Here is a 20,688-nt window from a genome sequence, read left to right as displayed (position 1 = left end):
CCGGTTCACAAGGATCAACGGCCGCCGCCGACCTCCAAAACCGCACCGGTCGTGAACGACGACGCCTCCGACAGCAGGAACACCACCGCCTCGGCGATTTCCGCCGGCTGACCGGGCCGGCCCAGTGGAATCTGCGGCGCGTACCTGGCCATCCGGTCCGGCAGGCCCGCGGCCGCGTGCAGGCCCGTGTCGATCATGCCGGGCCGGACCGCGTTCACCCGGATCCCGTCCGCCGCCACTTCCTGCGCGAGGCCGAGCGTCAGCGTGTCCACCGCCGCCTTCGACGCCGCGTAGTGCACCCACTCGCCGGCCGAGCCGGTGCGGGCCGCCGTCGAGGAGATGTTGACGATCGCGCCGCCGTCGCCGCCGTGGCGGGTCGACATCCGGCGGACCGCCTCGCGGCAGCACAGGAACACCCCCGTCACGTTGACGTCGAGGGTGCGCCGGACGACGCCGACCTCGTAGTCCTCGAGCCGCCCCGGGGTGTTGCCGACGATCGCCGCGTTGTTGACCAGGCCGGTCACCGGGCCCAGCCCGGCCGCCGCGGCGAACAGCGCGCGGACGTCGTCCTCGTCGGAGACGTCCGCCCGGAACGGCAGCGCTTGCCGTCCCGCGGCACGCACTTGCTCGGCGACGGCCTCGGCGGGCGCCGGGTCGCCGGAGTAGTTCACGACGACGTCGTAGCCGCGCGCGGCGGCCAGCACGCAGATCGCCGCGCCGATCCCGCGGCTGCCGCCGGTCACGACGAGGGTCAAATCGCGAAGTTCGCCAGCGGCAGGTTCTCCAGCACCAGGTCGGCGCGGTCGCGCGTCTGCGAGATGAGGTCGGCGTTGCGCTGGTCCGAGCCGAGCGCGCGCTGCCGGGCCTCGACCAGCGAACGGCCGTAGCGGCGGTGGCGCGACACGAGCCGTTCGATGCGCTCGGGCTCGTCCGGCGCCAGGAACCAGGCCTCGGTGAGCAGCGGGCGGATCGCGCTCCACGGGTCGTCCGGGAGCAGCAGGTAGTTGCCCTCGGTGATGACGAGCTGGACCTCCGGCGGCACCGCGACGGCCCCGGCGATGGGTTCCTCGATCTCGCGGCGGAACTCCGGCGCGTACACCGTTTCCCGGCCTTCGGCCAGGCGGCGGATCAGATGGTAATAGCCCGCGGCGTCGAACGTGTCCGGGGCACCCTTGCGCTCGGTGCGGCCGAGCCGGCGCAGCTCGACCTGCGCGAGGTGGAAGCCGTCCATGCCGACCACCGCCGCGCGCGAACCGAGCGCGTTGGCCAGCGCCCAGGCGAGCGTGGTCTTGCCGGACGCGGGCGAGCCGATGATGCCGAGCACGTTGCGCTGCCCGCGCACGGTCAGCCCCTCGGCCCTGGCCAGCAGGTCGTCGAACGCCGTCATGTCCTGTTCCTTCCTGCGATCGCGGTCGTCCACGACCGCGGTCCCACATGCCGCACCCGTTCGGCGGCCACCTCGTTGGCGAAGCGGATCCGGTCCGTCACCGTCCGTTCGCGCGTCACGGCCACGGCGAGCGCGCCGTGCCAGACGTCGCCCGCTCCTAGTGTGTCCCGCGCTTCGACCTCCGCGACAGGCACCTCACCCGAGCCGCCGTCCGCAGTGGACCAGCGCACCGGGCCGGCGCCCGCGGTGGTGATGACGGTCGGGACGCCGCGCTCGTGCAGGCCGGGCTCCGGCGCGGTGAAGTGCGCCGAGCACGCGGCCACGTCGACCAGCGGGAGGAGCTCGTCGAGGACCGGCTTCCAGCTACCGGCGTCGAGCACGACCGGGACGTCCCCGGCCGCCCGGGCGACGGACAGCGCGAGGCCCGGGTGGTGGCCGTCGACGAGCACCACGTCCGCGTCGACCGTGCCGCTCCAGGTCGCTTCGGAGCCCGCCGCGTTGCGCGAGACGACCGTCCGCTCTCCGTCGCGGTCACGGACGGCGACCGCGCTGACCGGCGGCGGCTCGGGGTTTCCGGCGGCCAGGTCGACGACCCGGACACCGTGCGCTTCGAGGTCGGCGCGGGCGAGCGCCGCCAGCGGGTGCGCACCGAGGACCGTCAGCAGGGTCGCCTCGGCACCGAGCGCGGCCGCCGTCACCGCGGCGTTCGTCGCGGGTCCCCCGGCCGCGACGTCCACCCGCAGTGACTGCACCTTTTCGCCCGGCGCCGGAAGCTCCTCGACCCGCTGGACGACGTCCACCGTGCACAAGCCCGCCAGCAGCACCTTCACTCCGGCCCGAGGCACTCTTTCCCGCCGAGGGCCCATTCAGCTGAGCCCGGCCACGTGCGTCGCCGCGGCGGCCTCTTCCACTTCGCCGTTCTCGTTGAGCCGCAAGGCACCCGTGAGCAGGCCGACGACCTGGTTCATCGAGTGCGTCTTCGGCGAGACGACCGCGACGCGCTTGCCGAGGCGGTGCACGTGGATGCGGTCGGCGATGTCGAACACGTGCGGCATGTTGTGGCTGATCAGCACGACCGGCAGGCCGCGGTCGCGGATCCGGCCGATCAGGTCGAGCACCTTGCCGGACTCGGCGACGCCGAGGGCGGCGGTGGGCTCGTCCATGATCACGGCCTTGGTGCCGAACGCGGCCGCGCGGGCCACGGCGACGCCCTGGCGCTGGCCACCGGAGAGCGTCTCGACGGGCTGGCTGATCGACTTGATGTTGATGCCCAGCTCGTCGAGGATCCGCTGCGCCTCCGACCGCATGGTCGCGGTGTCGAGCTTGCGGAACAGCCCGAGCGGCCCCTTGAGCCGCTTTTCCCGGCCCAGGAACATGTTCGACGCGATGTCGAGCGCGGGCGCGACGGCCAGGTCCTGGTACACCGTCTCGATCCCGTAGTGGCGAGCGTCCAAAGGGGACTTGAAGTGGACGGTCTTGCCGTCCACTTTGATCTCGCCCTCGTCGGGGATCACCGCGCCGGACAGGGCTTTGATGAGCGACGACTTCCCGGCGCCGTTGTCGCCGACCACGGCGAGCACCTCGCCGGGCAGGAGGTCGAAGTCGGCGCCGTCGATGGCGGTCACCCGGCCGTAGCGTTTGACCAGCCCACGGGCTTGCAGGATGGGTTCGGTCATGACTGCTGCTGCCTCCTCGCGATGCGGTCCACCACGACGGCGGCGATGAGCAGGGCGCCGGTGGCGAGGTCCTGGTAGTTGCCGTCGACGTTCATCTGCGTCAGCCCCGACCGCAGCACCGCCACGACCAGCGCGCCCATCAGCGTGCCGAGCACCGAGCCGCGGCCGCCGAACAGGCTCGTCCCGCCGAGGACGACGGCGGTGATCGAGTCGAGGTTGCCGAGCTGGAACTGGTTCGGGTCGGCGTTCGGCGTCCGGCCGAGCGCCTGCCAGGCCGCGATGCCGAAGGTCAGCCCGGCCACGATGTACACCGAAAGCACCGTGCGGTTGACCTTGATGCCGGACAGCCGCGCGGACTCCGGCGCGTTGCCGACCGCGTAGACGTGCTTGCCCCACGCCGTTTTCGTGAGCGCGTACCAGACGCCGAGGTACATCAGCAGCGCCAGCGTCATGCCGTAGGTGATCGGGATGCCGCCGAAGAGGTAGCGCTTGGTACCGAGCCACTGCAGCACCCCGTCGGTCACCGGCACCGCCTGGCCGCCGGCGATCAGCTTCGACACCGCGGTCAGCATGGTGAACGTGCCGAGCGTGATGATGAACGCCGGCAGCTTGATCCGCGTCGCGAGGCCGCCGATGAAGATGCCGACGATGATCGTCAGCACCACCCCGGCGAGCAGCGCGACGAAGCCGTTCGTGCCGGCCGCGGCGAGCTTCGCCATGATCAGCGTCGCGACGACCATCGAGGCCGCGTTGGACAGGTCGATGCCCGCGATGAGGATGACGAGCGTCTGGCCCAGCGCGAGCGTCCCGACGACCAGCGACTGCTGGACCACCGTGGACAGGTTGTCGAGGTCGAAGAACGTGTCCGTGGCCAGCGAGAACACCACGATGGCGACGATCAGCGCGAGCGCCGGGCCGACCGCGGGGGCGCGGAGGAGGAAGTCGCCGAGCGATTCACGGTCCTTGGTGTCCCTTGTGGACACTGGGGCGGTGGTCACTTCTGGCCTCCCCAGCAGTTCTGCAGGCCCCAGGCCGAGTCGTGACTCTCGATGCCGGGCAGGGGCTTGTCGGTGATCACGGCGGACCCGGTGTTCACGAACCCGGACGGCTTCTTCCCGGTCCTGGCGTACTCGACGGCGGCGAGCACGCCCTGCTCGGCCATCTTCTTCGGGAACTGCATGACAGTGGCGGCGAACTGGCCGTCCTTGACGTTCTGGACGCCTTCGCAGCCGCCGTCGATCGAGCCCATCACGATCTGCCCGGTGAGCCCGCGCCCCTTCAACGCCGCGTACGCGCCGCGGCCCATCGGCTCGTTCATCGAGTAGACGGCGTTGATGTCGGTGCTGCGCTGCAGCAGGTTCTCCATGCCCTGCTGAGCCAGGCTCTGGTCGCCGTTGGCCGCGGTGTGGCCCTTGATCTCCGGCGAGCCGTCGGTCAGCCCGATGCCCTTGAGGAAACCGCCGTGGCGCTGGGTGTCGACCGAGCTGCCCGCGGTCCCGTCGACCATCAGCAGCTTGGCCGGGACGCCCTTGAGCGAGGCCTTGACGTAGGCGCCCTGCTGCTCGCCGGCCGCGAAGTTGTCGGTGGCGAAGGTGGCGTCGACGGCGTCCGGCGGTTCGGTGGCGGTGTCGAGAGCGATCACCAGGACACCGGCGTCGCGGGCGTCCTTGATCGCCTTGAGCACGCCGGTGGACGAGCTGGGCGTGATCAGGATGGTGTTCGCGCCCTGCTGGCGGAGGTTCTCGATGGCGCGGACCTGGCCGTCGTTGTCGCCGTCGAACTGGCCGGCGAGCGCGCTGAAGTCGGCGCCGTTGGCCTGCGCGGCCGCTCTGGCGGAGTTGCGGAGTTCCACGAAGTAGGGGTTGGTGTCGGTCTTGGTGACCAGGCCGACCTTCGCCTTGCCGCTCCCGCCCGTGTTGGTGTTGCCACCCCAGTGGCGCTCGACCGTGCACCCGGTCGTCGCGGCGAGGACGGCGGCCAACGTGAGCGCGGTGAGACTTCGGTGTCTCATGATTCCCAGCCTTTGTTCGTGTCGAGGCTTGCCGATGGTCGGGAAGGTAGACAGACTGCTCCCTGCGCGCAAGCGTTTGCGCAAACGCTTGCCGGAAAGGATGGGTATGCCCCAGTCGAAGTCTTCGCGGCCGACCCAGCGGGACATCGCCGAGCTCGCGGGCGTGTCGATCACGACCGTCTCGCACGTCGTGAACGGGACGCGCGCGGTCGCCGAGGACACCAAGGCGGCGGTGCTGCGGGCGATCGAGACGACCGGCTACACCGGTGACGCCATCGCGCGTTCGCTGGTCACGGGCGGCACGCGGTCGATCGGGATGGCGATCTCCCTGGTGGCCAACCCCTACTTCGCGACGCTGATGCAGGCGATCGAGCGGGAAGCGTCGGCGCACGGGTACACCGTCCTGCTGGCCGACACCCACGACGCGGCGGACACGGAACGTGACACCGTGCGGGCGCTGCGCTCCCGGCGCGTCGACGGCCTGCTCATCACCCCGGCACCCGGCGACGGGCCGGTGATCGGCGAGCTGGTGTCCCTGGACGTGCCGACCGTGCTCATCGACCGGCTGGCCACCCGCACCGACGTCGACCAGGTCGGCTCGGAGAACATCCAGGCGACGTCGGCGCTGACCGCGCACCTGGCGACGCTCGGGCACCGGCGGATCGGGATGATCAGCGGCGTGCCCGGGCTGTCGACGAGCGAGGAGCGGGTGCTGGGTTACCGGCTGGGCCTCGGCCGGTCCGGGCTCACCTGGTCGTCCAACCTCGTGGCCTGCGGAAACTCCTCGCGCGAGGGCGGCGCGCTGGCGTTGAGCACGCTGCTGGCGCTGCCCGAGCCGCCGACGGCGCTGGTCGTCGGGAACGACAGCATGATGGTCGGGGTGCTGCACGAGGCCCGGCGGCGCGGGCTGCGGATCGGGCGCGACCTGCCGGTGGTGGTCTACGACGAGGTCGAGTGGGCGGACCTGGTCGACCCGCCGCTGACGACGATGGCGCAGCCGATCGAGGAGATCGGCCGGCAGGCGGTGCGGCTGCTGCTGGCCCGCATCAACGACCCGGCGCGCAAGGCCGAAACGGTCCGGCTGGCACCCACATTGCGTCACCGCGAGTCGTGCGGCTGCCCACCGGTTCACTCACTTCAGTGAATCTGGGTTCCTGATATCCCCGCGCGGCCGTTCAGCCGATACCTTTCCGCTGAGCGTCTGCGAGGGCTTATGACCGCACTTTCGCCGGACCTCCGGTTGTGGGACCCCCCGGTCACCTACCGGATCGGCGTCGCGATGGGGGTGCACGCGCACCCGTACTCCGCCGAGCTGCTGCGCGCTGTCAGGGCGGCCGCGGCGCAGGCGGGTTGCGACGTCGTGCTGGCGGACACCGAGGACACCGCGGGCGAAGAAGCGGCGGTGGTCCGCGCGCTGCGCGCGGACCTCGTGGACGGCGTGCTGCTGGTTCCCTCGGCCGGCGACGAAGCGGTGATCAACGGCCTGGTGCGGATGGGCGTGCCGACCGTCCTGCTGGATCGGGTAGCCGCCCGCAACGACGTCGACCAGGTGGGCACGGAGAACGTGCACGCGGTGGCGTCCCTGGTCCGGCACCTGACCGAGCGGCGGCACCGCAAGATCGGCTTGATCTCGGGCGAGGAGAGCCTCGAGGTCAGCCGCGAGCGCGTCCGCGGCTACCGCCTCGGGCTGGAGCAGGCGGGCTTGCGCTTCAACCGCGAGCTGGTGGAGAGCGGGTTCTCGAACCCGGGCGGCGCAACGCGGGCCACGGCCAAGCTCCTCGACGGCTGGCCGTCCCCGACGGCCCTGGTGGTGGCGGACGAGTCGATGCTGGTGGGCGTCCAGTACGAGGCCCACCGCCGCGGCATCCGCATCGGCTCGGAGCTGGCGGTGGTGGGGTACGGCGACATGGACTGGGCCCGCAGTGTGAGCCCGGCGGTGACGACGCTGGTCCAGCCGGTCGCGGACCTGGGCCACCGGGCGGTCCAGCTGCTGATGTCCCGCATGGCCGACCCCGACCGGCCGCCGGAATCGGTCTGGCTGACCCCGAGATTCCTCCACGGCGCTTCCTGCGGCTGCTGAACTGGTGGCGTGATCCGCCTCGCGCACACCGCCGATCTGCCCGCGGCTACCAGCACCGCCGCCCGCGCGCTGCTCGATGCCGCCTTCGAGGGCGACTTCTCCGACACCGACTGGGAGAACGCTCTCGGTGGCACGCACGCCCTCGCCTTCGCCGGCACCGAACTGATCGCGCACGCCGCGCTCGTCCAGCGACGGCTCCTGCACGGCGAGCGCGTACTCCGCGCCGGGTACGTCGAGGGCGTGGCCGTCCGCTCGGACCACCGGCGGCACGGGTGTGCGAGCGCGTTGATGTCGGCGGTGGAACGGCTGCTGCCCGCGTACGACCTCGGCGCGCTGAGCGCCTCCGCGGAAGCCGTGGCGCTGTACGCGGGCCGGGGCTGGCAGCGGTGGCGCGGACCGACCTTCGCCCTGACGCCCGACGGGGTCCGCCGCACCGAAGAGGACGACGGCGGGGTGTACGTGCTCCCCGGCGCGGTGCCCCTCGACCTCGACGGCGGGCTAACCGCCGATTGGCGGGCCGGCGACCTCTGGTGACAGCGTCGCCGCCGCTTCCAGGAGCATCCAGCCGCCCACCTGGACCGACATGTCCCGCTCCGGGGCGTCCTCCGGCAACGGCCACGGTGCCGGGCGGTCCCAGTACGCGCTGAACAGCGGACCCTCCGGCGTGGCCGCGGCCCCCGACCAGCAGGCCTCCGCCGACGTCAGCACCAGCGAGCGGGCCACCGAAGCTTCCGGGCCCGGCAGGGCACGAGCCGCCAAGGCCAGGTAGCGGGCCAGGATCGCCGCGAACAACCCGCCGTCGCCGCCGCCCTGGCCGCGGAGCACGCCGCCGGGCGCGAGGTGCTCCGCCACCGCCCGCACCGTCCGGGCCGCATTGTCCATTTCGGACAACTCCAGGCACGCGCCGAGGTAAACCCCTTGGCAGTACGTGTAAATGTGCTTGACCAGCTCGCCCGTGTCCGCCCGGATCCCGTCCCAGACCAGACCGGTGGCCGGATCGACCAAAGTGGACGTCAGCCAGGACGTCATCTCGCGGGCCCGCGAAAGATTCCCCGTCCGGGCGTGGAAGATCGCCGCCGGGCCGTTGGCCGGGGCGTTCTTGAAGTCGTCGCCGCGGCGCCACCAGATGCCGCCGCCCGCCGCCGGCGTCCAGCCGGACAGGAGCTGCGCGTCGATCGCCGCCACCGCCGGGCCGACGTCGATGCCCAGCGAGGAAACCCGTTGCAGCGCAAGGCCGAGCCACGCGATGTCGTCGTAGTAGTCGTTGGTCCAGCGGCCGAAGTTGCGCAGCCGCACCGACCGCACGAACGCGCGGATCAAGGTGAGCCGCGCGGGAGAAGGCGCGCGCGACTGGGCGTCGACCAGGGTGTCCAGCAGGTGCGCCTGCCACCAGTAGTTCCAGTGCCAGTGCAGCCGCTGATCGGCGGAAGCCGGCCAGCGGCTGCGGCCCAGGACCGTGCCGGGCAGCGCCCACACCCGGCGCAGGTGCCGCGAAGTCACCGCGTGTTCCGCGGCCGAGACGTCCATGACGCAATCGTGCCTTGCCGATCGACATACCGCTCGGTATGTTCGGTGGTCATGACGACGGCCCACCTCACCTGCCCGCTGTGCGAAGCCACCTGCGGCCTGGAGGTGACGCTCGACGCGAACCAGCGGGTCACGCGGGTCCAAGGGGACGAACAGGATGTCTTCTCGAAGGGATACATCTGCCCCAAGGGTGCGTCGCTCGGCGCGCTGCACCACGACCCCGACCGGCTGACCACCCCGCTGCTCAAGCGCGACGGCGAGTTCGTCGAGGTCAGCTGGCAGGAGGCCTACGACGAGATCGCCCGCCGGCTCCCGCCGATCATCGAGGAGCACGGCCGGGACGCCGTCGCGGTGTACGCGGGCAACCCCGGCGTGCACAACATCGCGCTGACGCTCTACGGCCGCGTGCTCTACAAAGCCTTGGGCACCAAGAACTTCTACAGTGCCACCTCGGTCGACCAGCTGCCGAAGCACTACTCGTCCGGCACGATGTTCGGCGACCCGCTCGCCATCCCGGTGCCCGACCTCGACCGGACGCGGCACCTGCTCATCCTCGGCGCCAACCCGCTCGTCTCCAACGGCAGCCTGATGACCGCGCCGGACATCCGCGGGCGGCTGCGCGGGATCCGCGACCGCGGCGGCAAGATCGTCGTCGTCGACCCGCGCCGCACGCGCACCGCCCAATTCGCCGACGAGCACCACGCCATCCGGCCCGGCACCGACGCGCTGCTGCTGTTCGCGCTGGTCAACGTCCTGTTCGCGGAAGACCTCGTCGCACCGGGCCGGCTGGCGGAACACCTCAACGGCCTCGACGACGTCCGGGAACTGGCCCAGCCGTTCACGCCGGAGGCGGTCGCCCCGCGCACCGGCATCGACGCGGCCGAGATCCGACGGCTCGCGCGAGAGCTGGCGGAGGCCGAGAACGCCGTGGTCTACGGCCGGATCGGCACCACGACCCAGGCGTTCGGCACCCTCGCGAGCTGGCTGGTCGACGTCCTCAACGTGCTCACCGGCCACCTCGACGCCCCGGGCGGCGCGATGTTCCCGCTGGCCGCGTGCCAGCCCACCGGGAACCGGCGGCCGTTCGCCGTCGGGCGCTGGCGCAGCCGCGTGCGCGGGCTTCCGGAGGTCGTCGGCGAACTGCCGGTCGCGACGCTCGCCGACGAGATCGAGACCCCGGGTGAGGGCCAGGTCCGCGCGCTGATCACGGTCAGCGGCAACCCCTGCCTCAGCACGCCGAACGCCGGGCGGCTGGCCGCGGCGCTGGACGGCCTCGACTTCATGATCTCCGTCGACGTCTACCTCAACGAGACGTCCCGCCACGCCGACGTCATCCTGCCCGGCCCGTCACCCCTCGAACGCCCGCACTTCGACCTGGCCTTCTACCAGCTGTCCATCCGCAACATCGCCAACTGGACGCCGGCGACGCTGCCGTCCGCGGTCCCGCAGGAGTGGGAGACGATGCTGCGGCTCACCGGCATCGTCGCCGGTCAGGGCCCGGAGGCCGACGTCGCGGCGCTCGACGACTTCGTCGCCGGGGAAACCGCGCGCCGCAACGGGCTCGACGTCGCCGTCGCCGGGGAGCGGACCGGGCCCGCGCGGCTGGTGGACCTGCTGCTGCGCGCCGGCCCCTACGACGTCACGCTGGCCGACCTCGAAGCCGCGCCGCACGGGAGGGACTTCGGGCCGCTGCAGCCGCGGATCCCCGAGATCCTGTGCACCGCGTCGGGCCGGATCGAACTCGCGCCCGAGCCGGTCGTCGCCGACGTTCCGCGGCTGCGGGAAGAACTCGCGAGAACCGCGGAAACCGGTCTCGTGCTGATCGGGCGGCGGCACCTGAGCTCGAACAACTCGTGGATGCACAACCTGGCCCCGCTGGTCCGCGGCGGCAACCGGTGCACCATCCAGGTCCACCCCGCCGACGCGACGCGCCTGGGCCTCACCGACGGCGGCCTCGCCTCGGTGACGTCCCGCGCCGGAAAACTGCAGGTCCCGGTCGAGGTGACGGACGAGATCCGGCCCGGCGTCGTCAGCATCCCGCACGGCTGGGGCCACGACGTGGACGGCTCGCGCATGCAGGTGGCGCGTGCGAACCCCGGCGTCAATTCCAACCTGGTCGCCGACGAGACGCTCTTGGACGTTCCGTCCGGAACGTCGGTGTTGAACGGGATTCCGGTCGAAGTCGCCCCCGCCTGACGCTTGACACCGGTGTGGGCGCTGTCGCATCCTCAGCTCGGATGTTGACGTAAACATCGATCTTAAGCCCCGCGCGCCCCTCGGACATCGGAGTTCGTATGAAGCGCTTTGGTACTCGCATCTGGCTACGCGCCGCGATGGCCGCGGCACTCGCTGTCCCCCTGCTCGCCGTCCCGCCGAGCGCCACGGCCGCCACCAACGCGTTCCGTGGCGTCAACTGGGCGGACGCCCGCGACAACTACGTGGACGGCTGGGTGATCCCGACCGGCCTCACCGCCGGGGACAGCTACGACAGCGTCCGGGCCAAGGCGGACGGCATCATCACCGGCTTCCAGCAGAAGCTGGGCGCGAACACCGTGCGGCTGCCGATCAACCCGCAAAGCGTCAATTCGGACTGGTGGGGGCGGTACAAGGGCGCCGCGGATTCGGCGCTGTCCCACGGCATGAAGGTCGTCTTCGGCTACTGGGAAGCGAACAAAGACGGCTTCGTCGACGACACGAGCGCGTGGAACACCATGTGGGACAAGGTCACCGCCGACTACGGCGGCAACGGCAACGTGTACTTCGAGCCGATGAACGAGCCGTTCGGCTACAGCCTGAGCGCCTGGGTTTCGCTCTGCTCGACGTGGCTGTCCCGGCACGCGAACATCCCGCGCGGCCGGGTGCTGATCAGCGGCACCGGCTACAACGACAACGTGACCGGCGTCGGCGCGGCGAGCGCGTTGGACGGCACGCTGCTTTCGCTGCACTTCTACGGCTTCTGGGCTTCGGACACGACCCGTTCGGCGTGGACCACGAACCTCAGCAACCGGCTCGGGTCGTACTCGTCCCGCACGATCATCGACGAGGCCGGTGCCCCGATGACGACGGGCCTGAACTACTCCGCCGGCCACCAGGACGGCAACAACTTCACCGCGTACTTCGCCGCCACCACGGACCTGGCGCGGTCCCGGCAGATGGGCGTCGTCTACTGGCCCGGCCTGCGGTCCGGGGACACGTACTCGATCACGCGGCAGAGCGGCAGCGGCCTGGAGACCAACAACGCGACGGGTGTGACGCAGCTGCGCTGGGGGTGGGGCCTGTAGGCGCCACGGACCTAGCCGAGGTGGACGGGACGCACGTGGGTTTCCTCGGCGTCGTCGTGGCGGTGGCGCCAGCGGTGGTAGACGCCCACGTAGGAGTAGGCGACCACCGCGATCGCGCCGATGCCGATCGCCGGCAGCCACGACTGCGGGAACACCGTGCCGTACAGGTAGTACGCGTTGAACCCGCCGGGCAGGTCGCCGAGGCCCTGCTGGTGCCGGAAGTAGTTCTCCAGCGCGGTGAACGGGCACGGCACCGGTGCCACGTTGACCAGGATGCCCCAGGCCAGCCCGAGCACGTGGACGAAGATCAGCTTCGGCCAGCGCCACGCCACGAATCCGCCGAAACCGATGAGCAGCAGCGCCAGAATGTGCACCGCGACGGTCACGTCAGCCAGGAACTTCGCCATCGCACCCCCTCCACCGATCCCCCTACCAGCGACTTTACTCCGCCGATCACGAGCGTCCGCCCTGGAGAGTGCCCAGCCGGGTGATGTTTAACCCAGCGGAGCAGCCCGTTCACCTGCGCGGTGACGGAGGGGTTACGCCCGGTGGAAATTCCGGCGGCCGCTTCGCCGGGTACTGCGTCGGCTCCTCGTGCGGGTACTGGTCCGGCGCGCCGTCCGGTTTCTTCCGGTTCGGATCGGCGGGGCGCTGTGGTTCCGGCGGCTCCTCCATGGCCCGACGGTACGCCCGGACCGTGGCCGCGGCAGCCGGATTTCACCGAAGGCGATCACCCGGCACCGCGGGTCTCGTGAACGCCGCGCCGTCGAGGTCGGTGACCACCAGGCGCAGCCGCGCGTTCTCCCACTGCGTGCCCGCCAGCACCGGGCGCACGGCTCGCACCGCCCGGTCCAGCAGCGGCGGGATCGGCAGCCGGGTCGCGATCAGCCGGATCCGGACCACCTCCGGGCTCAGGTCCACCGCCGTGTCCGCCCGGGCCATCGGCAGCGAGGGGCTCGCCGGGCGCAAGCCGGCTACCTCCGCGAGCGCGCCGACGATCCGCTCGACGGCTTCGTCGGCGGTCACCGGGCCGCCGGCTCGATGTCCATAATGGACACTGTCACCTCGGCGACGACCAGGCCGGTCTGCTCGGCCACGGACCGCGTCACCGCGCGCTGGACCGCCCGGCCCACCGCCGCCGCCTGGTCGGCCGCCGCCGTGACGAGGTCGATCTGGACGCTCACCCGGCCGTCGGTGGTGCGGACCCGGACGCCGTCCGTGGGCGCCGGTTCAAGGCCCTGCCAACGCTGCCGGGCCGCGCGCGTCCACGCCGTCACCAGGCCGCGCAGGCCCGGTTCGAGGCGCACCACCCCCGGCGTGGTGATCGCCGCCCGCGCCGCCACGCCGGCGATCACCGGATCGGCGATGACGTAATCGGCGCTGCCGGCGCTCATTCCCCTGGCTCCCCGGCCGCGTCTTCCTCGGCAGCGTCTTCTTCAACAGCGTCTTCTTCAAGAAGGTCGTCCACGAGCAGGTCGAGCTTCGCCAGCGTCAGGCCCACGCGGGCCGCGGCCGCCGCGGTCACCCGCTCCCGGACCTTCGCCAGCGCCGCGCCACCGGTGGCGTTCCGCAGGCTCACCGCGAGGGTGAGTTCCACCTCGACCCCGCCGGGGCCGGGCCGCAGGCGGCACCGGCGCGCCCGGACGCCGTCGACGGTGTCCGCCGCGTACCGCAGCACCGACGCCACCGCCTGCTCGCTGACCTCGACGAACCCGGGTTCGGGGGTCGGCAGGCGCACCATCGAGCCGCGCCGCACCTCGGCGCGCACCGCCGACATGATCCGCCCGAACAGGTCCGGCGAGGGCGCGTCCTCGGTGGCCGTCAGCTCGGAAGTGGCGTCGCGCAAGGCCAGCAGGCTCTCGCGCGCCGCCCGGCAGTGCGGGCAGGTCAGCTCGTGCTCGTCGGCCAGCCCGGCGCCGACCGCGTCGAGCCGCTCCCACACCTGCTCGACATCGCGCGCGCAGGGCAGCTCGTAGTCCGTCATCGCCATGGCCGCATCACCTCCGCCAGCTGGGCCCGGGCGCGCGCGATCCGGCCGCGGACCGCGGTCGCGTTCACGCCGACGATTTCGCCGATCTCTTCGTAGGACCGGCCGTGCACTTCGCGCAGCAGCCAGCACGCCCGCTGCTCGGGCGTCAGCTGGTCCAGCGCCACGGTCAACGCGGCGAGCTGGCCGCTCACCTGGGCGGCCCGCTCCGGCTGGAGGTCGGCCCGCGGCGACTCGGCGGTGTCGAGGTCGACGTCGGCCTGGGGCCTGCGCGCGCGGATGGCGTTGAGACAGCGGTTCGTGGTGGCCCGGTAGAGCCAGCCGACGAACGCGGCATCCTCGCTGAGCTGGCCGAGCTTGCGCCAGGCGTTGAGGAACACCTCCTGCACGACGTCCTCGGCGTCGCCGCGGTGGGCGAGCATCTTGACGGCGAGCCGGAACATCGGGCCCTGGTAGCGGAGCACGAGCTGCTCGTAGGCCCGGACGTCACCGTCCCGCGCCCGGCCGACGAGCGTCACGTCGTCGAGCGGCGTAGTCGTCGTCACGGCACCTCCTCGTGGGGAGGACACCGGCGGGCGGAAAACGTCACGCACCGATTCTGGGTGACGGTGGGCACCGGGGCGAATCCGTGACGATCACGCGTCGCGGCGGTCTTTCCGGCACCAGGTACCCCGCCGGGGTGCCGCGGGAACCGGAGGTGACCCCATGTCGCTGGGTGACAAGATCAGCAACAAGGCCGAGGAGCTGGGCGGCCGGGCCAAGGAGACGGCCGGCCAGGCCACCGGCGACGAGCAGCTGCGCGCCGAGGGGCAGGCCGACCAGGCGAAAGCCGGGCTGAAGGACGCCGTCGAAAACGTCAAGGACGCCGCGAAGGACCTGTTCAAGAAGTGAGGCGCGCGGACCGGGGGCCCGCGGGTCCCCGGTCCGGACGCGTCAGTCCAGGCCCAGGTCGTCCTTGCCGAGGACGTACCGGTACTCCAGGCCTTCCTTCTCGATGGCCTCGCGCGCACCGGTGTCGCGGTCGACGACCGTCACGACGCCGACGACGTTCGCGCCCGCTTCGCGCAGGGCCTCGACCGCCGTCAGCACGCTGCCGCCCGTCGTGGACGTGTCCTCCACCGCCAGCACGCGCTGGCCGCGGACCTCCATGCCCTCGATCCGGCGCTGCATGCCGTGTTCCTTGACCGCCTTGCGGACGACGAACGCGTCCAGCACGACCCCGTCGGACGCCGCCGAGTGCAGCATCGCCAGCGCGACCGGGTCGGCGCCGAGCGTCAGGCCGCCGGCCGCCACGTAGTCCCAGTCCGCCGTGAGCTGGCGCAGGAGCTTGCCGATCAGCGGCGCGGCCGCGTGGTGCAGCGTCGCCCGCCGGAGGTCGATGTAGTAGTCGGCTTCCTTGCCGGACGCCAGGGTCACTTTTCCGTGCACCACGGAAAGATCGGTGACCAGCCTGGCCAGTTCGAGTTTCGCCGCTTGATCCAACCCGGGGTTCGCCACGGCCGTGAGTCTTACACACGGCCGGGTTCACTCACCGATGGATGTGGCGTCGACCGCACGCCCGCGCGTCGCCGCCCAGGCCGGGACCAGGATCGCCACGAGCGAGAGCACCACCGCGATCGCGAGCACCGCCAGGTAGATCGTCACCGGGCCCGACGGCAGCAGCGACCCGGACACCACCAGGCAGAACGGCACGATCGCGCCCGCCGCGACGAGAGTGCCGAGCAGCACCGCGATGGTCGCGATCAGGCCGCCTTCGACACCGGCCATGCGCAGCACCTGGCCGCGGGTGAAGCCGCTCAGCCGCTGCACCCCGAACTCGCGACGCCGCCGCGCGGTCGCCGTCACCAGCGTGTTCACCACGGAGATCACCGTGTACGCGAGGATCATCCCGACGAGCAGGTAGTTGACCCAGGCGCCGACCTCGTTGCCCTTGGCGTGCGCCGCGATCAGCGCGCCGCGATCGCCCACGGCCACCGGCAGCCCGGCGGTCGCTTCGCGCAGGCGCGTAGTCAGGGTCGCCGGGTCGACGCCGGGAGCGGCGCGGACCAGCAGCTGCGGGGCGAGCCCGAGCGTCGTGTGCGGGGCCAGCAGTTCCGCGGGCAGCACGAGCCGTTCGAACCCGGGGCGCTGGTCGGTGACGGCGGTGACCCGCACGTCCACCGGCGTGCCGTCGCCGAGCCGCAGCGACAGTGTGTCGCCGACGTGGTGGCCGAACGTCGAAGGCACCTCGACGGCGTTCCCGGTCAGCTCGCTCACACCCAGCGCGGGCCGGCCGTCGTCGTGCTGGTCCGAGTCGAACGGCTTCTCGACGAACACCGTGCTGGTGACGTACTCCGAGGCCCCGGCGACGCCCGGCACCGCACGCACCCGGCCCAGCACCGCGGGGTCGAGCCCGCCCGGCGCGGCGACGACGGCGTCCGCGCGCAGGTCCTCGGTGTAGGCCTGGTTGGAGACGGCTTCCTGGGTCGTCTGCAGGTAGATGTTGGCGGTCGCGATGCCGACCGCGAGCATGATCGGGGTGACCGCACCGGCCGCCCGCACCGCGCCGACGCGGGTGTTGCGCAGCGCGACCCGGCCGTTGACGCCGGTGAGCGCCTCCACCGGCCAGCGCAGCAGCGTGGCCATCAGCTTCGTCACGCCGGGGCTGATCGCCGCGAGCCCGAACGCCCACAGCATCACCGCCGGGCCGGCCGTGCTGGCCGCGACCGGGCCGGTCATCACCGCGACCGTGACGATGCCGAGCGCCGTCCCGCCCGCGAAGCACAGGATCGCGACGATCAGCCGGATCGGCGTCAGCCAGCGCCGCTCGACGGCGGCTTCGGCGAGCGCCTCGGTCGGGCGGATCCGCGACGCACGCCGTCCCGCCACGAAGGAAGCACCCACGACCGCCAGCAGCGACGCACCTGCGGCGACCACCGCCGGGACCCAGCCCTGCTCGTACCGCAGCACGTCCGGGACGACGTGGTGGCCGGCGAGCTGACCGAACAGCCACTCCCCGAGCACCGGGCCGAGCACCACCGCGACGCCGACCGCGAGCACCCCGACGACGAGCGCCTCGCCGAGCACCATCCGCCGCAGCTGGCGCGGGGTCGTGCCGACCGCGCGCAGCAGCGCGAGTTCGCGCTGGCGCTGCTGCGTCGACAGGGTCAGCGTGCCCGCCACGACGAACACCATGACCAGCGCCGAGAGCCCGCCCGAGACGGCGGCCAGCACGATCAGGTTCTCGCCGCTCCGGCCCGTCTCGGGGAACTCGAAGGCGCCGCGGTCGACACCGGTCGCCACCACGCCGGCGTCCCCGACGGCCGCAGTCACGGCGGCGACGTCACCCCCGAAGACGCCGATGGTGTCGAAGCGGCCCGGGTGCCCGGAGAGCCGTTCGGCGTCCGGAGCGGCGAAGAAGACCGCCGCGTCCTGCATGGCCTGCGGCGCGTGGGCGATCCCGGAGATCCGGTACCGGCCGGCGGTGCCGTGCGCGGCGATCGGCAGCGTGTCCCCGACGGCGAGCCCGAGCCCGGCGTCGACGACGACTTCGCCCGGCTTCGGCGCCTGGCCGCTGAGCGCGTACGGCGTCAGCACGGCGGAGTCCCACGCGTGGCCGAGGGCGCTCGCGGCGCCGATCTGCGCCGGGAAGCTGATCTCGCCGACGACGTCCGTGACGCCGGGAACCGCGCGCAGGCGGCCGGCCAGGCCGGCGTCGAGCCGGACGCGCTCGGGCAGGGTCGCGTTCTCGAACTTGTGCTTGTCCTCGGGCTCGAGGGCCGCCGGGTCCTCCTTCGGCAGCTTGAGCGTCTGCTGCCCGCCGACGACGATCGGCGCCGCGGCCAGCCGCTGCACCGGCGTCTCGGACCGGATGCCGGTCTCCATCAGGCCACCGCACGCCGAGACGACCAGCGCGCCGAAGAACACGGCGACGAACGTCGCCAGGAAGCCGCCTTTGCGCAGGCGGAGGGTTCGCAGGGCCAGCTTGAACATCAGGCGCGCACCGCCAGCCGGTCCCAGGCCCCGAGGTGGGTCATCCGCTCGGCGACGGCTTCGGCGGTCGGCCGGGCCAGCCGGCCGGCGATCCGGCCGTCGGCCAGGAACACGACGTCGTCGGCGTAGGACGCGGCGACCGGGTCGTGCGTCACCATGATCACCGTCTGGCCCGAAGACCGGACCGAGTCGCGCAGCAGGCCGAGCACTTCGGACGCCGTCCGGGTGTCGAGCGCGCCGGTCGGCTCGTCGGCGAACAGCACGGCCGGGTCGGTGACCAGGGCCCGCGCGATCGCGACGCGCTGCGCTTGCCCGCCGGACAGCTGGCCGGGCAGGTGCTTGCGGCGCCCGTCGAGCCCGACGTGCGCGAGGATCCGTTCCACCAGCCGCTTGTCCGGGCGCTTGCCGGCCAGCTGCAGCGGCAGCACGACGTTCTGCTCGACCGTCAGCGCCGGGAGCAGGTTGAACGCCTGGAAGACGAAGCCGACGCGGTCGCGCCGCAGCTTCGTCAGGTAGGTCTCGTTCTTGCCGTCGAGGTCCTGGCCGTCGAGCACGACCCGGCCGGACGTGGGCCGGTCGAGGCCGGCCGCGCAGTGCAGGAAGGTGCTCTTGCCCGAGCCGGACGGGCCCATCACCGCGGTGAACCCGCCGCGCGGGAACGCGATCGAGACCCCGTCCAGCGCGACCACGCCGTCGCCGTACTCCTTGCGCACAGCCTCCAGCCGGACCGCGTCGGCTGCCTCGTGCCACCCAGTTGTCATGGGCAAAACGCTATTGAGCCCGCCGCCGGACCACCCTGGTGCAGACGCGCGTCTCGAAGGTGGGGACAGCCCTACTCAGGTGCGGCCCTTGCCGCCGAAGCCGCCGCTGATCCGGCGCAGCACCGCGCGCGGCAGCAGGCCGCCGATCGCGACGACGGCCTTGTACTGCAGGCTCGGCACGGAGATCACCTTGCCGCGGCGCAGGTCCGCGAGCGCCTCGCCGACCACCTGTTCGACACCCAGCCAGGCGATTTTCGGGCCGGATTTGCCGATGCCGGCCCGTTCGTGGAACTCGGTGGCCGTGAAGCCGGGGCACAGGGCCATCATCCGGACGCCCTTCGGCAGCGACGCCGCGATGCCTTCGGTGAAGGACGTGACCCAGTTCTTGCTGGCCGTGTACGTCGAGCCGCGGCCGCTGAAGAAGCCCGCCACGCTGCTGACCTGGATGATTTCGCCGTGACCGCGCTCGATCATGCCGGGCAGCACGGCCCGGGTGAGCCGCAGGACGGCGGTGACGTTGACGTCGAGCTGGCGCTGCAGCGCGTCCGGCGGGATGGTCCAGAAGTCGCCGTTCAGCCCGAAGCCGGCGTTGTTGACCAGGAGGTCGATGGGAGCACCGGCGAGCCGCTCCTCAACCGCCGTCCGACCCTCCACTTCGGACAGATCGGCGGGCAGCACCTCCACCGCGACGCCGTGCTTTTCCCGCAGCTCAGCGGCGTAGGACGCCAGCCGCGCGGCGTCACGGGCGACGAGCACCAAGTCGTATTTCTCGGCGGCGAGCGTGCGCGCGAACTGCGCGCCGATGCCCGCCGTGGCGCCGGTTATGAGAGCGGTGGTGGTCATGTGGGTGAACATACTCGCTGGTCACGGGTGGACGTGCGTTCGATTGAGCGGGGAAGTATCGTCCGCCGCATGGGTAAGCACAGCAGGCGCAAAAGCGGCTATCTGCCCAAGGTCGCCGCGGGCGCGGCGCCCGTCGCGCTGCTTTTCGCGGCCCCGGCCACGGCACTCGCCACCCAGACCGACATCACGCTGCCGCTCGACCGGATCTCCCTCCCGGTCGACCACCGCCACGACGGCACGCTCGACCGCGAAATCTCGACCGCGACCGAGAACGAGACGTCGTCCGCCCGCGAGGCCGTGACGGCGACCCGTCACGACTTCGTCGCCAAGGAGGTGGCGGGCGCCCTGCTGATCAACAACCTCTCGGAATCGGCGGCCGTCCGTCGCGAGGGCTGGCAGAACACCACGGACTCTTCGGAGCGCGAGAGCGAATCGCTGGTCCGCACCAGCCAGCACGCGCTGCGGCTGGGCCGGATCTCGGCGACCACGGCGAACAGCCAGCGGCTCGGTCAGGGCGCCTCGCGGGACCTGACCATCGCCCCCGGCCTGGCGGGTTCGGCCGAGCGCCGCCTCGGCATCGGCGAGGGCACCAGCCACGGCATCTGGCTCCCGGAGGGCATCGACGTCCTCAGCCAGAACGCGGAGCAACTCGACACGGGCTGGCGCGGCACCTTCGCCGGCAACCTCCACGGCGCGCTGTCGGCCAGGAGGTCGTCGGGCCAGGCGGTCGACCTGGGCGGGCTGGGCGGGGTGGGCGCCACGTCCGAGCAGTACGCGACCGGCCAGATCGCGGGCGTCCTGGACGTGGGCCAGAAGCACGAGGCGGGCGGCCAGCTGGGCCCGGCATGGGGCCTGGCGAAGACGAGCCAGTCGTTCGACGAGGCGGGCCCGGCCGGCTCGATCCGCGGCGACCTCGGCGTGGACCATGTGATCCACGCCGAAGGCACCACGACGTCGGTGCGCGGCACGCTCGACCGGTCGGCGTCGCTCAGCGCGCTCGACCGGCCGGTGCTGGGCTTCTAGTGTCGCGCGTCCGAAGTTCAGTGACAGCGACCCGGTCCCCGAGCGCCCCAATGTGGCCTTGGTTGCGTTGAACGCACCCAAGGCGGCCTTCGGTGCGTTCAACGCACCCCAACGCCCACATGGGGGCGCGGAACCGCCCG

Annotated in this window: 23 protein-coding genes; 7 read left to right on the top strand and 16 right to left on the bottom strand. The window is 72.1% G+C overall.

The annotated features are described in order from the left end of the window. Nucleotides 1-14 precede the first annotated feature (14 nt). Genes AB0M30_RS02220 through AB0M30_RS02195 form a run of 6 tightly spaced genes read right to left on the bottom strand, consistent with a single transcriptional unit; the run spans nt 15 to nt 5,074 of the window. Nucleotides 15-755 carry an SDR family oxidoreductase gene (locus AB0M30_RS02220; protein ID WP_364578815.1) on the bottom strand — a complete coding sequence of 247 codons (741 nt, stop codon included), beginning with the start codon at nt 753-755 and terminating at the stop codon, nt 15-17. Continuing rightward, a complete protein-coding gene (locus AB0M30_RS02215; protein ID WP_013230842.1) occupies nt 752-1,387 on the bottom strand; it encodes a nucleoside/nucleotide kinase family protein in 636 nt (211 codons plus the stop codon). Before AB0M30_RS02215 ends, AB0M30_RS02220 begins: the two co-directional genes overlap by 4 nt. Continuing rightward, nucleotides 1,384-2,211, bottom strand: a complete 828-nt coding sequence (locus tag AB0M30_RS02210) for a PfkB family carbohydrate kinase (RefSeq protein WP_364579578.1) — start codon at nt 2,209-2,211, stop codon at nt 1,384-1,386. The genes AB0M30_RS02215 and AB0M30_RS02210 overlap by 4 nt, the downstream gene beginning before the upstream one ends. A 42-nt stretch (nt 2,212-2,253) precedes the next feature. Beyond that, on the bottom strand, nt 2,254-3,063 hold the full coding sequence (locus AB0M30_RS02205) for an ATP-binding cassette domain-containing protein (protein ID WP_364578812.1): 810 nt from the start codon (nt 3,061-3,063) through the stop codon (nt 2,254-2,256). Then, a complete protein-coding gene (locus tag AB0M30_RS02200; RefSeq protein WP_364578809.1) occupies nt 3,060-4,061 on the bottom strand; it encodes an ABC transporter permease in 1,002 nt (333 codons plus the stop codon). Before AB0M30_RS02200 ends, AB0M30_RS02205 begins: the two co-directional genes overlap by 4 nt. Next, nucleotides 4,058-5,074, bottom strand: a complete 1,017-nt coding sequence (locus tag AB0M30_RS02195; RefSeq protein ID WP_364578807.1) for a substrate-binding domain-containing protein — start codon at nt 5,072-5,074, stop codon at nt 4,058-4,060. Before AB0M30_RS02195 ends, AB0M30_RS02200 begins: the two co-directional genes overlap by 4 nt. A 106-nt stretch (nt 5,075-5,180) precedes the next feature. On the opposite strand from AB0M30_RS02195, the gene AB0M30_RS02190 reads away from it, so the two are divergent. The 3 genes from AB0M30_RS02190 to AB0M30_RS02180 all read left to right on the top strand — a co-directional run bounded on the left by AB0M30_RS02190 (nt 5,181) and on the right by AB0M30_RS02180 (nt 7,688). After that, complete coding sequence (locus tag AB0M30_RS02190) at nt 5,181-6,218, top strand: LacI family DNA-binding transcriptional regulator (protein ID WP_364578804.1); 1,038 nt, start codon at nt 5,181-5,183, stop codon at nt 6,216-6,218. A 69-nt stretch (nt 6,219-6,287) separates the two neighbouring features. Further along, nucleotides 6,288-7,154, top strand: a complete 867-nt coding sequence (locus AB0M30_RS02185) for a substrate-binding domain-containing protein (protein WP_364578802.1) — start codon at nt 6,288-6,290, stop codon at nt 7,152-7,154. Between the two features lie 9 nt (nt 7,155-7,163). After that, nucleotides 7,164-7,688, top strand: coding sequence for a GNAT family N-acetyltransferase (locus AB0M30_RS02180; protein ID WP_364578799.1), 525 nt, complete (start codon nt 7,164-7,166; stop codon nt 7,686-7,688). On the opposite strand, the gene AB0M30_RS02175 is transcribed toward AB0M30_RS02180, so the two are convergent. Then, nucleotides 7,653-8,681 (bottom strand): glycoside hydrolase family 76 protein, encoded by a 1,029-nt coding sequence (locus AB0M30_RS02175; protein ID WP_364578798.1) that lies wholly within the window; start codon nt 8,679-8,681, stop codon nt 7,653-7,655. The genes AB0M30_RS02180 and AB0M30_RS02175 overlap by 36 nt on opposite strands. A gap of 51 nt (nt 8,682-8,732) precedes the next feature. Here AB0M30_RS02175 and AB0M30_RS02170 point away from each other — a divergent pair, with 51 nt between their 5' ends. Both AB0M30_RS02170 and AB0M30_RS02165 read left to right on the top strand, forming a co-directional pair. Beyond that, complete coding sequence (locus tag AB0M30_RS02170) at nt 8,733-10,877, top strand: molybdopterin-dependent oxidoreductase (RefSeq protein WP_364578796.1); 2,145 nt, start codon at nt 8,733-8,735, stop codon at nt 10,875-10,877. A 98-nt stretch (nt 10,878-10,975) separates the two neighbouring features. Further along, on the top strand, nt 10,976-11,962 hold the full coding sequence (locus AB0M30_RS02165; RefSeq protein WP_364578794.1) for a cellulase family glycosylhydrolase: 987 nt from the start codon (nt 10,976-10,978) through the stop codon (nt 11,960-11,962). An 11-nt stretch (nt 11,963-11,973) separates the two neighbouring features. On the opposite strand, the gene AB0M30_RS02160 is transcribed toward AB0M30_RS02165, so the two are convergent. The 5 genes from AB0M30_RS02160 to AB0M30_RS02140 all read right to left on the bottom strand — a co-directional run bounded on the left by AB0M30_RS02160 (nt 11,974) and on the right by AB0M30_RS02140 (nt 14,494). Beyond that, complete coding sequence (locus tag AB0M30_RS02160; protein WP_364578791.1) at nt 11,974-12,369, bottom strand: DUF2784 domain-containing protein; 396 nt, start codon at nt 12,367-12,369, stop codon at nt 11,974-11,976. Between the two features lie 310 nt (nt 12,370-12,679). Further along, nucleotides 12,680-12,988, bottom strand: a complete 309-nt coding sequence (locus tag AB0M30_RS02155; protein ID WP_364578789.1) for a hypothetical protein — start codon at nt 12,986-12,988, stop codon at nt 12,680-12,682. Beyond that, nucleotides 12,985-13,356: an Asp23/Gls24 family envelope stress response protein gene (locus AB0M30_RS02150; RefSeq protein ID WP_364578787.1), complete on the bottom strand. Its 372-nt coding sequence runs from the start codon at nt 13,354-13,356 to the stop codon at nt 12,985-12,987. Before AB0M30_RS02150 ends, AB0M30_RS02155 begins: the two co-directional genes overlap by 4 nt. After that, on the bottom strand, nt 13,353-13,952 hold the full coding sequence (locus AB0M30_RS02145; RefSeq protein ID WP_364578784.1) for an Asp23/Gls24 family envelope stress response protein: 600 nt from the start codon (nt 13,950-13,952) through the stop codon (nt 13,353-13,355). Before AB0M30_RS02145 ends, AB0M30_RS02150 begins: the two co-directional genes overlap by 4 nt. Next, a complete protein-coding gene (locus AB0M30_RS02140) occupies nt 13,943-14,494 on the bottom strand; it encodes a sigma-70 family RNA polymerase sigma factor (RefSeq protein ID WP_364578781.1) in 552 nt (183 codons plus the stop codon). Before AB0M30_RS02140 ends, AB0M30_RS02145 begins: the two co-directional genes overlap by 10 nt. Before the next feature lie 160 nt (nt 14,495-14,654). Between AB0M30_RS02140 and AB0M30_RS02135 the strand changes: the two genes are divergently transcribed. Continuing rightward, a complete protein-coding gene (locus AB0M30_RS02135) occupies nt 14,655-14,840 on the top strand; it encodes a CsbD family protein (RefSeq protein WP_364578778.1) in 186 nt (61 codons plus the stop codon). A 42-nt stretch (nt 14,841-14,882) separates the two neighbouring features. On the opposite strand, the gene pyrE is transcribed toward AB0M30_RS02135, so the two are convergent. The 4 genes from pyrE to AB0M30_RS02115 form a co-directional block, all read right to left on the bottom strand. Beyond that, nucleotides 14,883-15,446: an orotate phosphoribosyltransferase gene (pyrE, locus tag AB0M30_RS02130; protein WP_013230857.1), complete on the bottom strand. Its 564-nt coding sequence runs from the start codon at nt 15,444-15,446 to the stop codon at nt 14,883-14,885. A gap of 27 nt (nt 15,447-15,473) precedes the next feature. Next, complete coding sequence (locus AB0M30_RS02125; protein ID WP_364578775.1) at nt 15,474-17,921, bottom strand: ABC transporter permease; 2,448 nt, start codon at nt 17,919-17,921, stop codon at nt 15,474-15,476. Continuing rightward, nucleotides 17,921-18,682, bottom strand: coding sequence for an ABC transporter ATP-binding protein (locus AB0M30_RS02120; RefSeq protein WP_199191260.1), 762 nt, complete (start codon nt 18,680-18,682; stop codon nt 17,921-17,923). Before AB0M30_RS02120 ends, AB0M30_RS02125 begins: the two co-directional genes overlap by 1 nt. A gap of 75 nt (nt 18,683-18,757) precedes the next feature. Next, a complete protein-coding gene (locus AB0M30_RS02115; RefSeq protein WP_364578772.1) occupies nt 18,758-19,525 on the bottom strand; it encodes an SDR family oxidoreductase in 768 nt (255 codons plus the stop codon). Nucleotides 19,526-19,594: 69 nt separating this feature from the next. On the opposite strand from AB0M30_RS02115, the gene AB0M30_RS02110 reads away from it, so the two are divergent. Then, a complete protein-coding gene (locus AB0M30_RS02110; protein WP_364578769.1) occupies nt 19,595-20,548 on the top strand; it encodes a hypothetical protein in 954 nt (317 codons plus the stop codon). Nucleotides 20,549-20,688: the final 140 nt, after the last annotated feature.

Origin of the sequence: Amycolatopsis sp. NPDC051716, from assembly GCF_040681595.1 — a bacterium.
Classification (GTDB): Bacteria; Actinomycetota; Actinomycetes; order Mycobacteriales; family Pseudonocardiaceae; genus Amycolatopsis.
Note: the sequence above shows the minus strand (reverse complement) of the source record. Positions and strands in the feature narration are given on the sequence as shown.

Bases quoted from the DNA above. Each gene is read 5' to 3' on its own strand.
- AB0M30_RS02215 (WP_013230842.1), bottom strand. From the start codon at position 1,387: ATGACGGCGTTCGACGACCTGCTGGCCAGGGCCGAGGGGCTGACCGTG.
- AB0M30_RS02205 (WP_364578812.1), bottom strand. From the start codon at position 3,063: ATGACCGAACCCATCCTGCAAGCCCGTGGGCTGGTCAAACGCTACGGC.
- AB0M30_RS02195 (WP_364578807.1), bottom strand. From the start codon at position 5,074: ATGAGACACCGAAGTCTCACCGCGCTCACGTTGGCCGCCGTCCTCGCC.
- AB0M30_RS02190 (WP_364578804.1), top strand. From the start codon at position 5,181: ATGCCCCAGTCGAAGTCTTCGCGGCCGACCCAGCGGGACATCGCCGAG.
- AB0M30_RS02185 (WP_364578802.1), top strand. From the start codon at position 6,288: ATGACCGCACTTTCGCCGGACCTCCGGTTGTGGGACCCCCCGGTCACC.
- AB0M30_RS02175 (WP_364578798.1), bottom strand. From the start codon at position 8,681: ATGGACGTCTCGGCCGCGGAACACGCGGTGACTTCGCGGCACCTGCGC.
- AB0M30_RS02170 (WP_364578796.1), top strand. From the start codon at position 8,733: ATGACGACGGCCCACCTCACCTGCCCGCTGTGCGAAGCCACCTGCGGC.
- AB0M30_RS02165 (WP_364578794.1), top strand. From the start codon at position 10,976: ATGAAGCGCTTTGGTACTCGCATCTGGCTACGCGCCGCGATGGCCGCG.
- AB0M30_RS02160 (WP_364578791.1), bottom strand. From the start codon at position 12,369: ATGGCGAAGTTCCTGGCTGACGTGACCGTCGCGGTGCACATTCTGGCG.
- AB0M30_RS02150 (WP_364578787.1), bottom strand. From the start codon at position 13,356: ATGAGCGCCGGCAGCGCCGATTACGTCATCGCCGATCCGGTGATCGCC.
- AB0M30_RS02145 (WP_364578784.1), bottom strand. From the start codon at position 13,952: ATGGCGATGACGGACTACGAGCTGCCCTGCGCGCGCGATGTCGAGCAG.
- AB0M30_RS02135 (WP_364578778.1), top strand. From the start codon at position 14,655: ATGTCGCTGGGTGACAAGATCAGCAACAAGGCCGAGGAGCTGGGCGGC.
- AB0M30_RS02125 (WP_364578775.1), bottom strand. From the start codon at position 17,921: ATGTTCAAGCTGGCCCTGCGAACCCTCCGCCTGCGCAAAGGCGGCTTC.
- AB0M30_RS02120 (WP_199191260.1), bottom strand. From the start codon at position 18,682: ATGACAACTGGGTGGCACGAGGCAGCCGACGCGGTCCGGCTGGAGGCT.
- AB0M30_RS02115 (WP_364578772.1), bottom strand. From the start codon at position 19,525: ATGACCACCACCGCTCTCATAACCGGCGCCACGGCGGGCATCGGCGCG.
- AB0M30_RS02110 (WP_364578769.1), top strand. From the start codon at position 19,595: ATGGGTAAGCACAGCAGGCGCAAAAGCGGCTATCTGCCCAAGGTCGCC.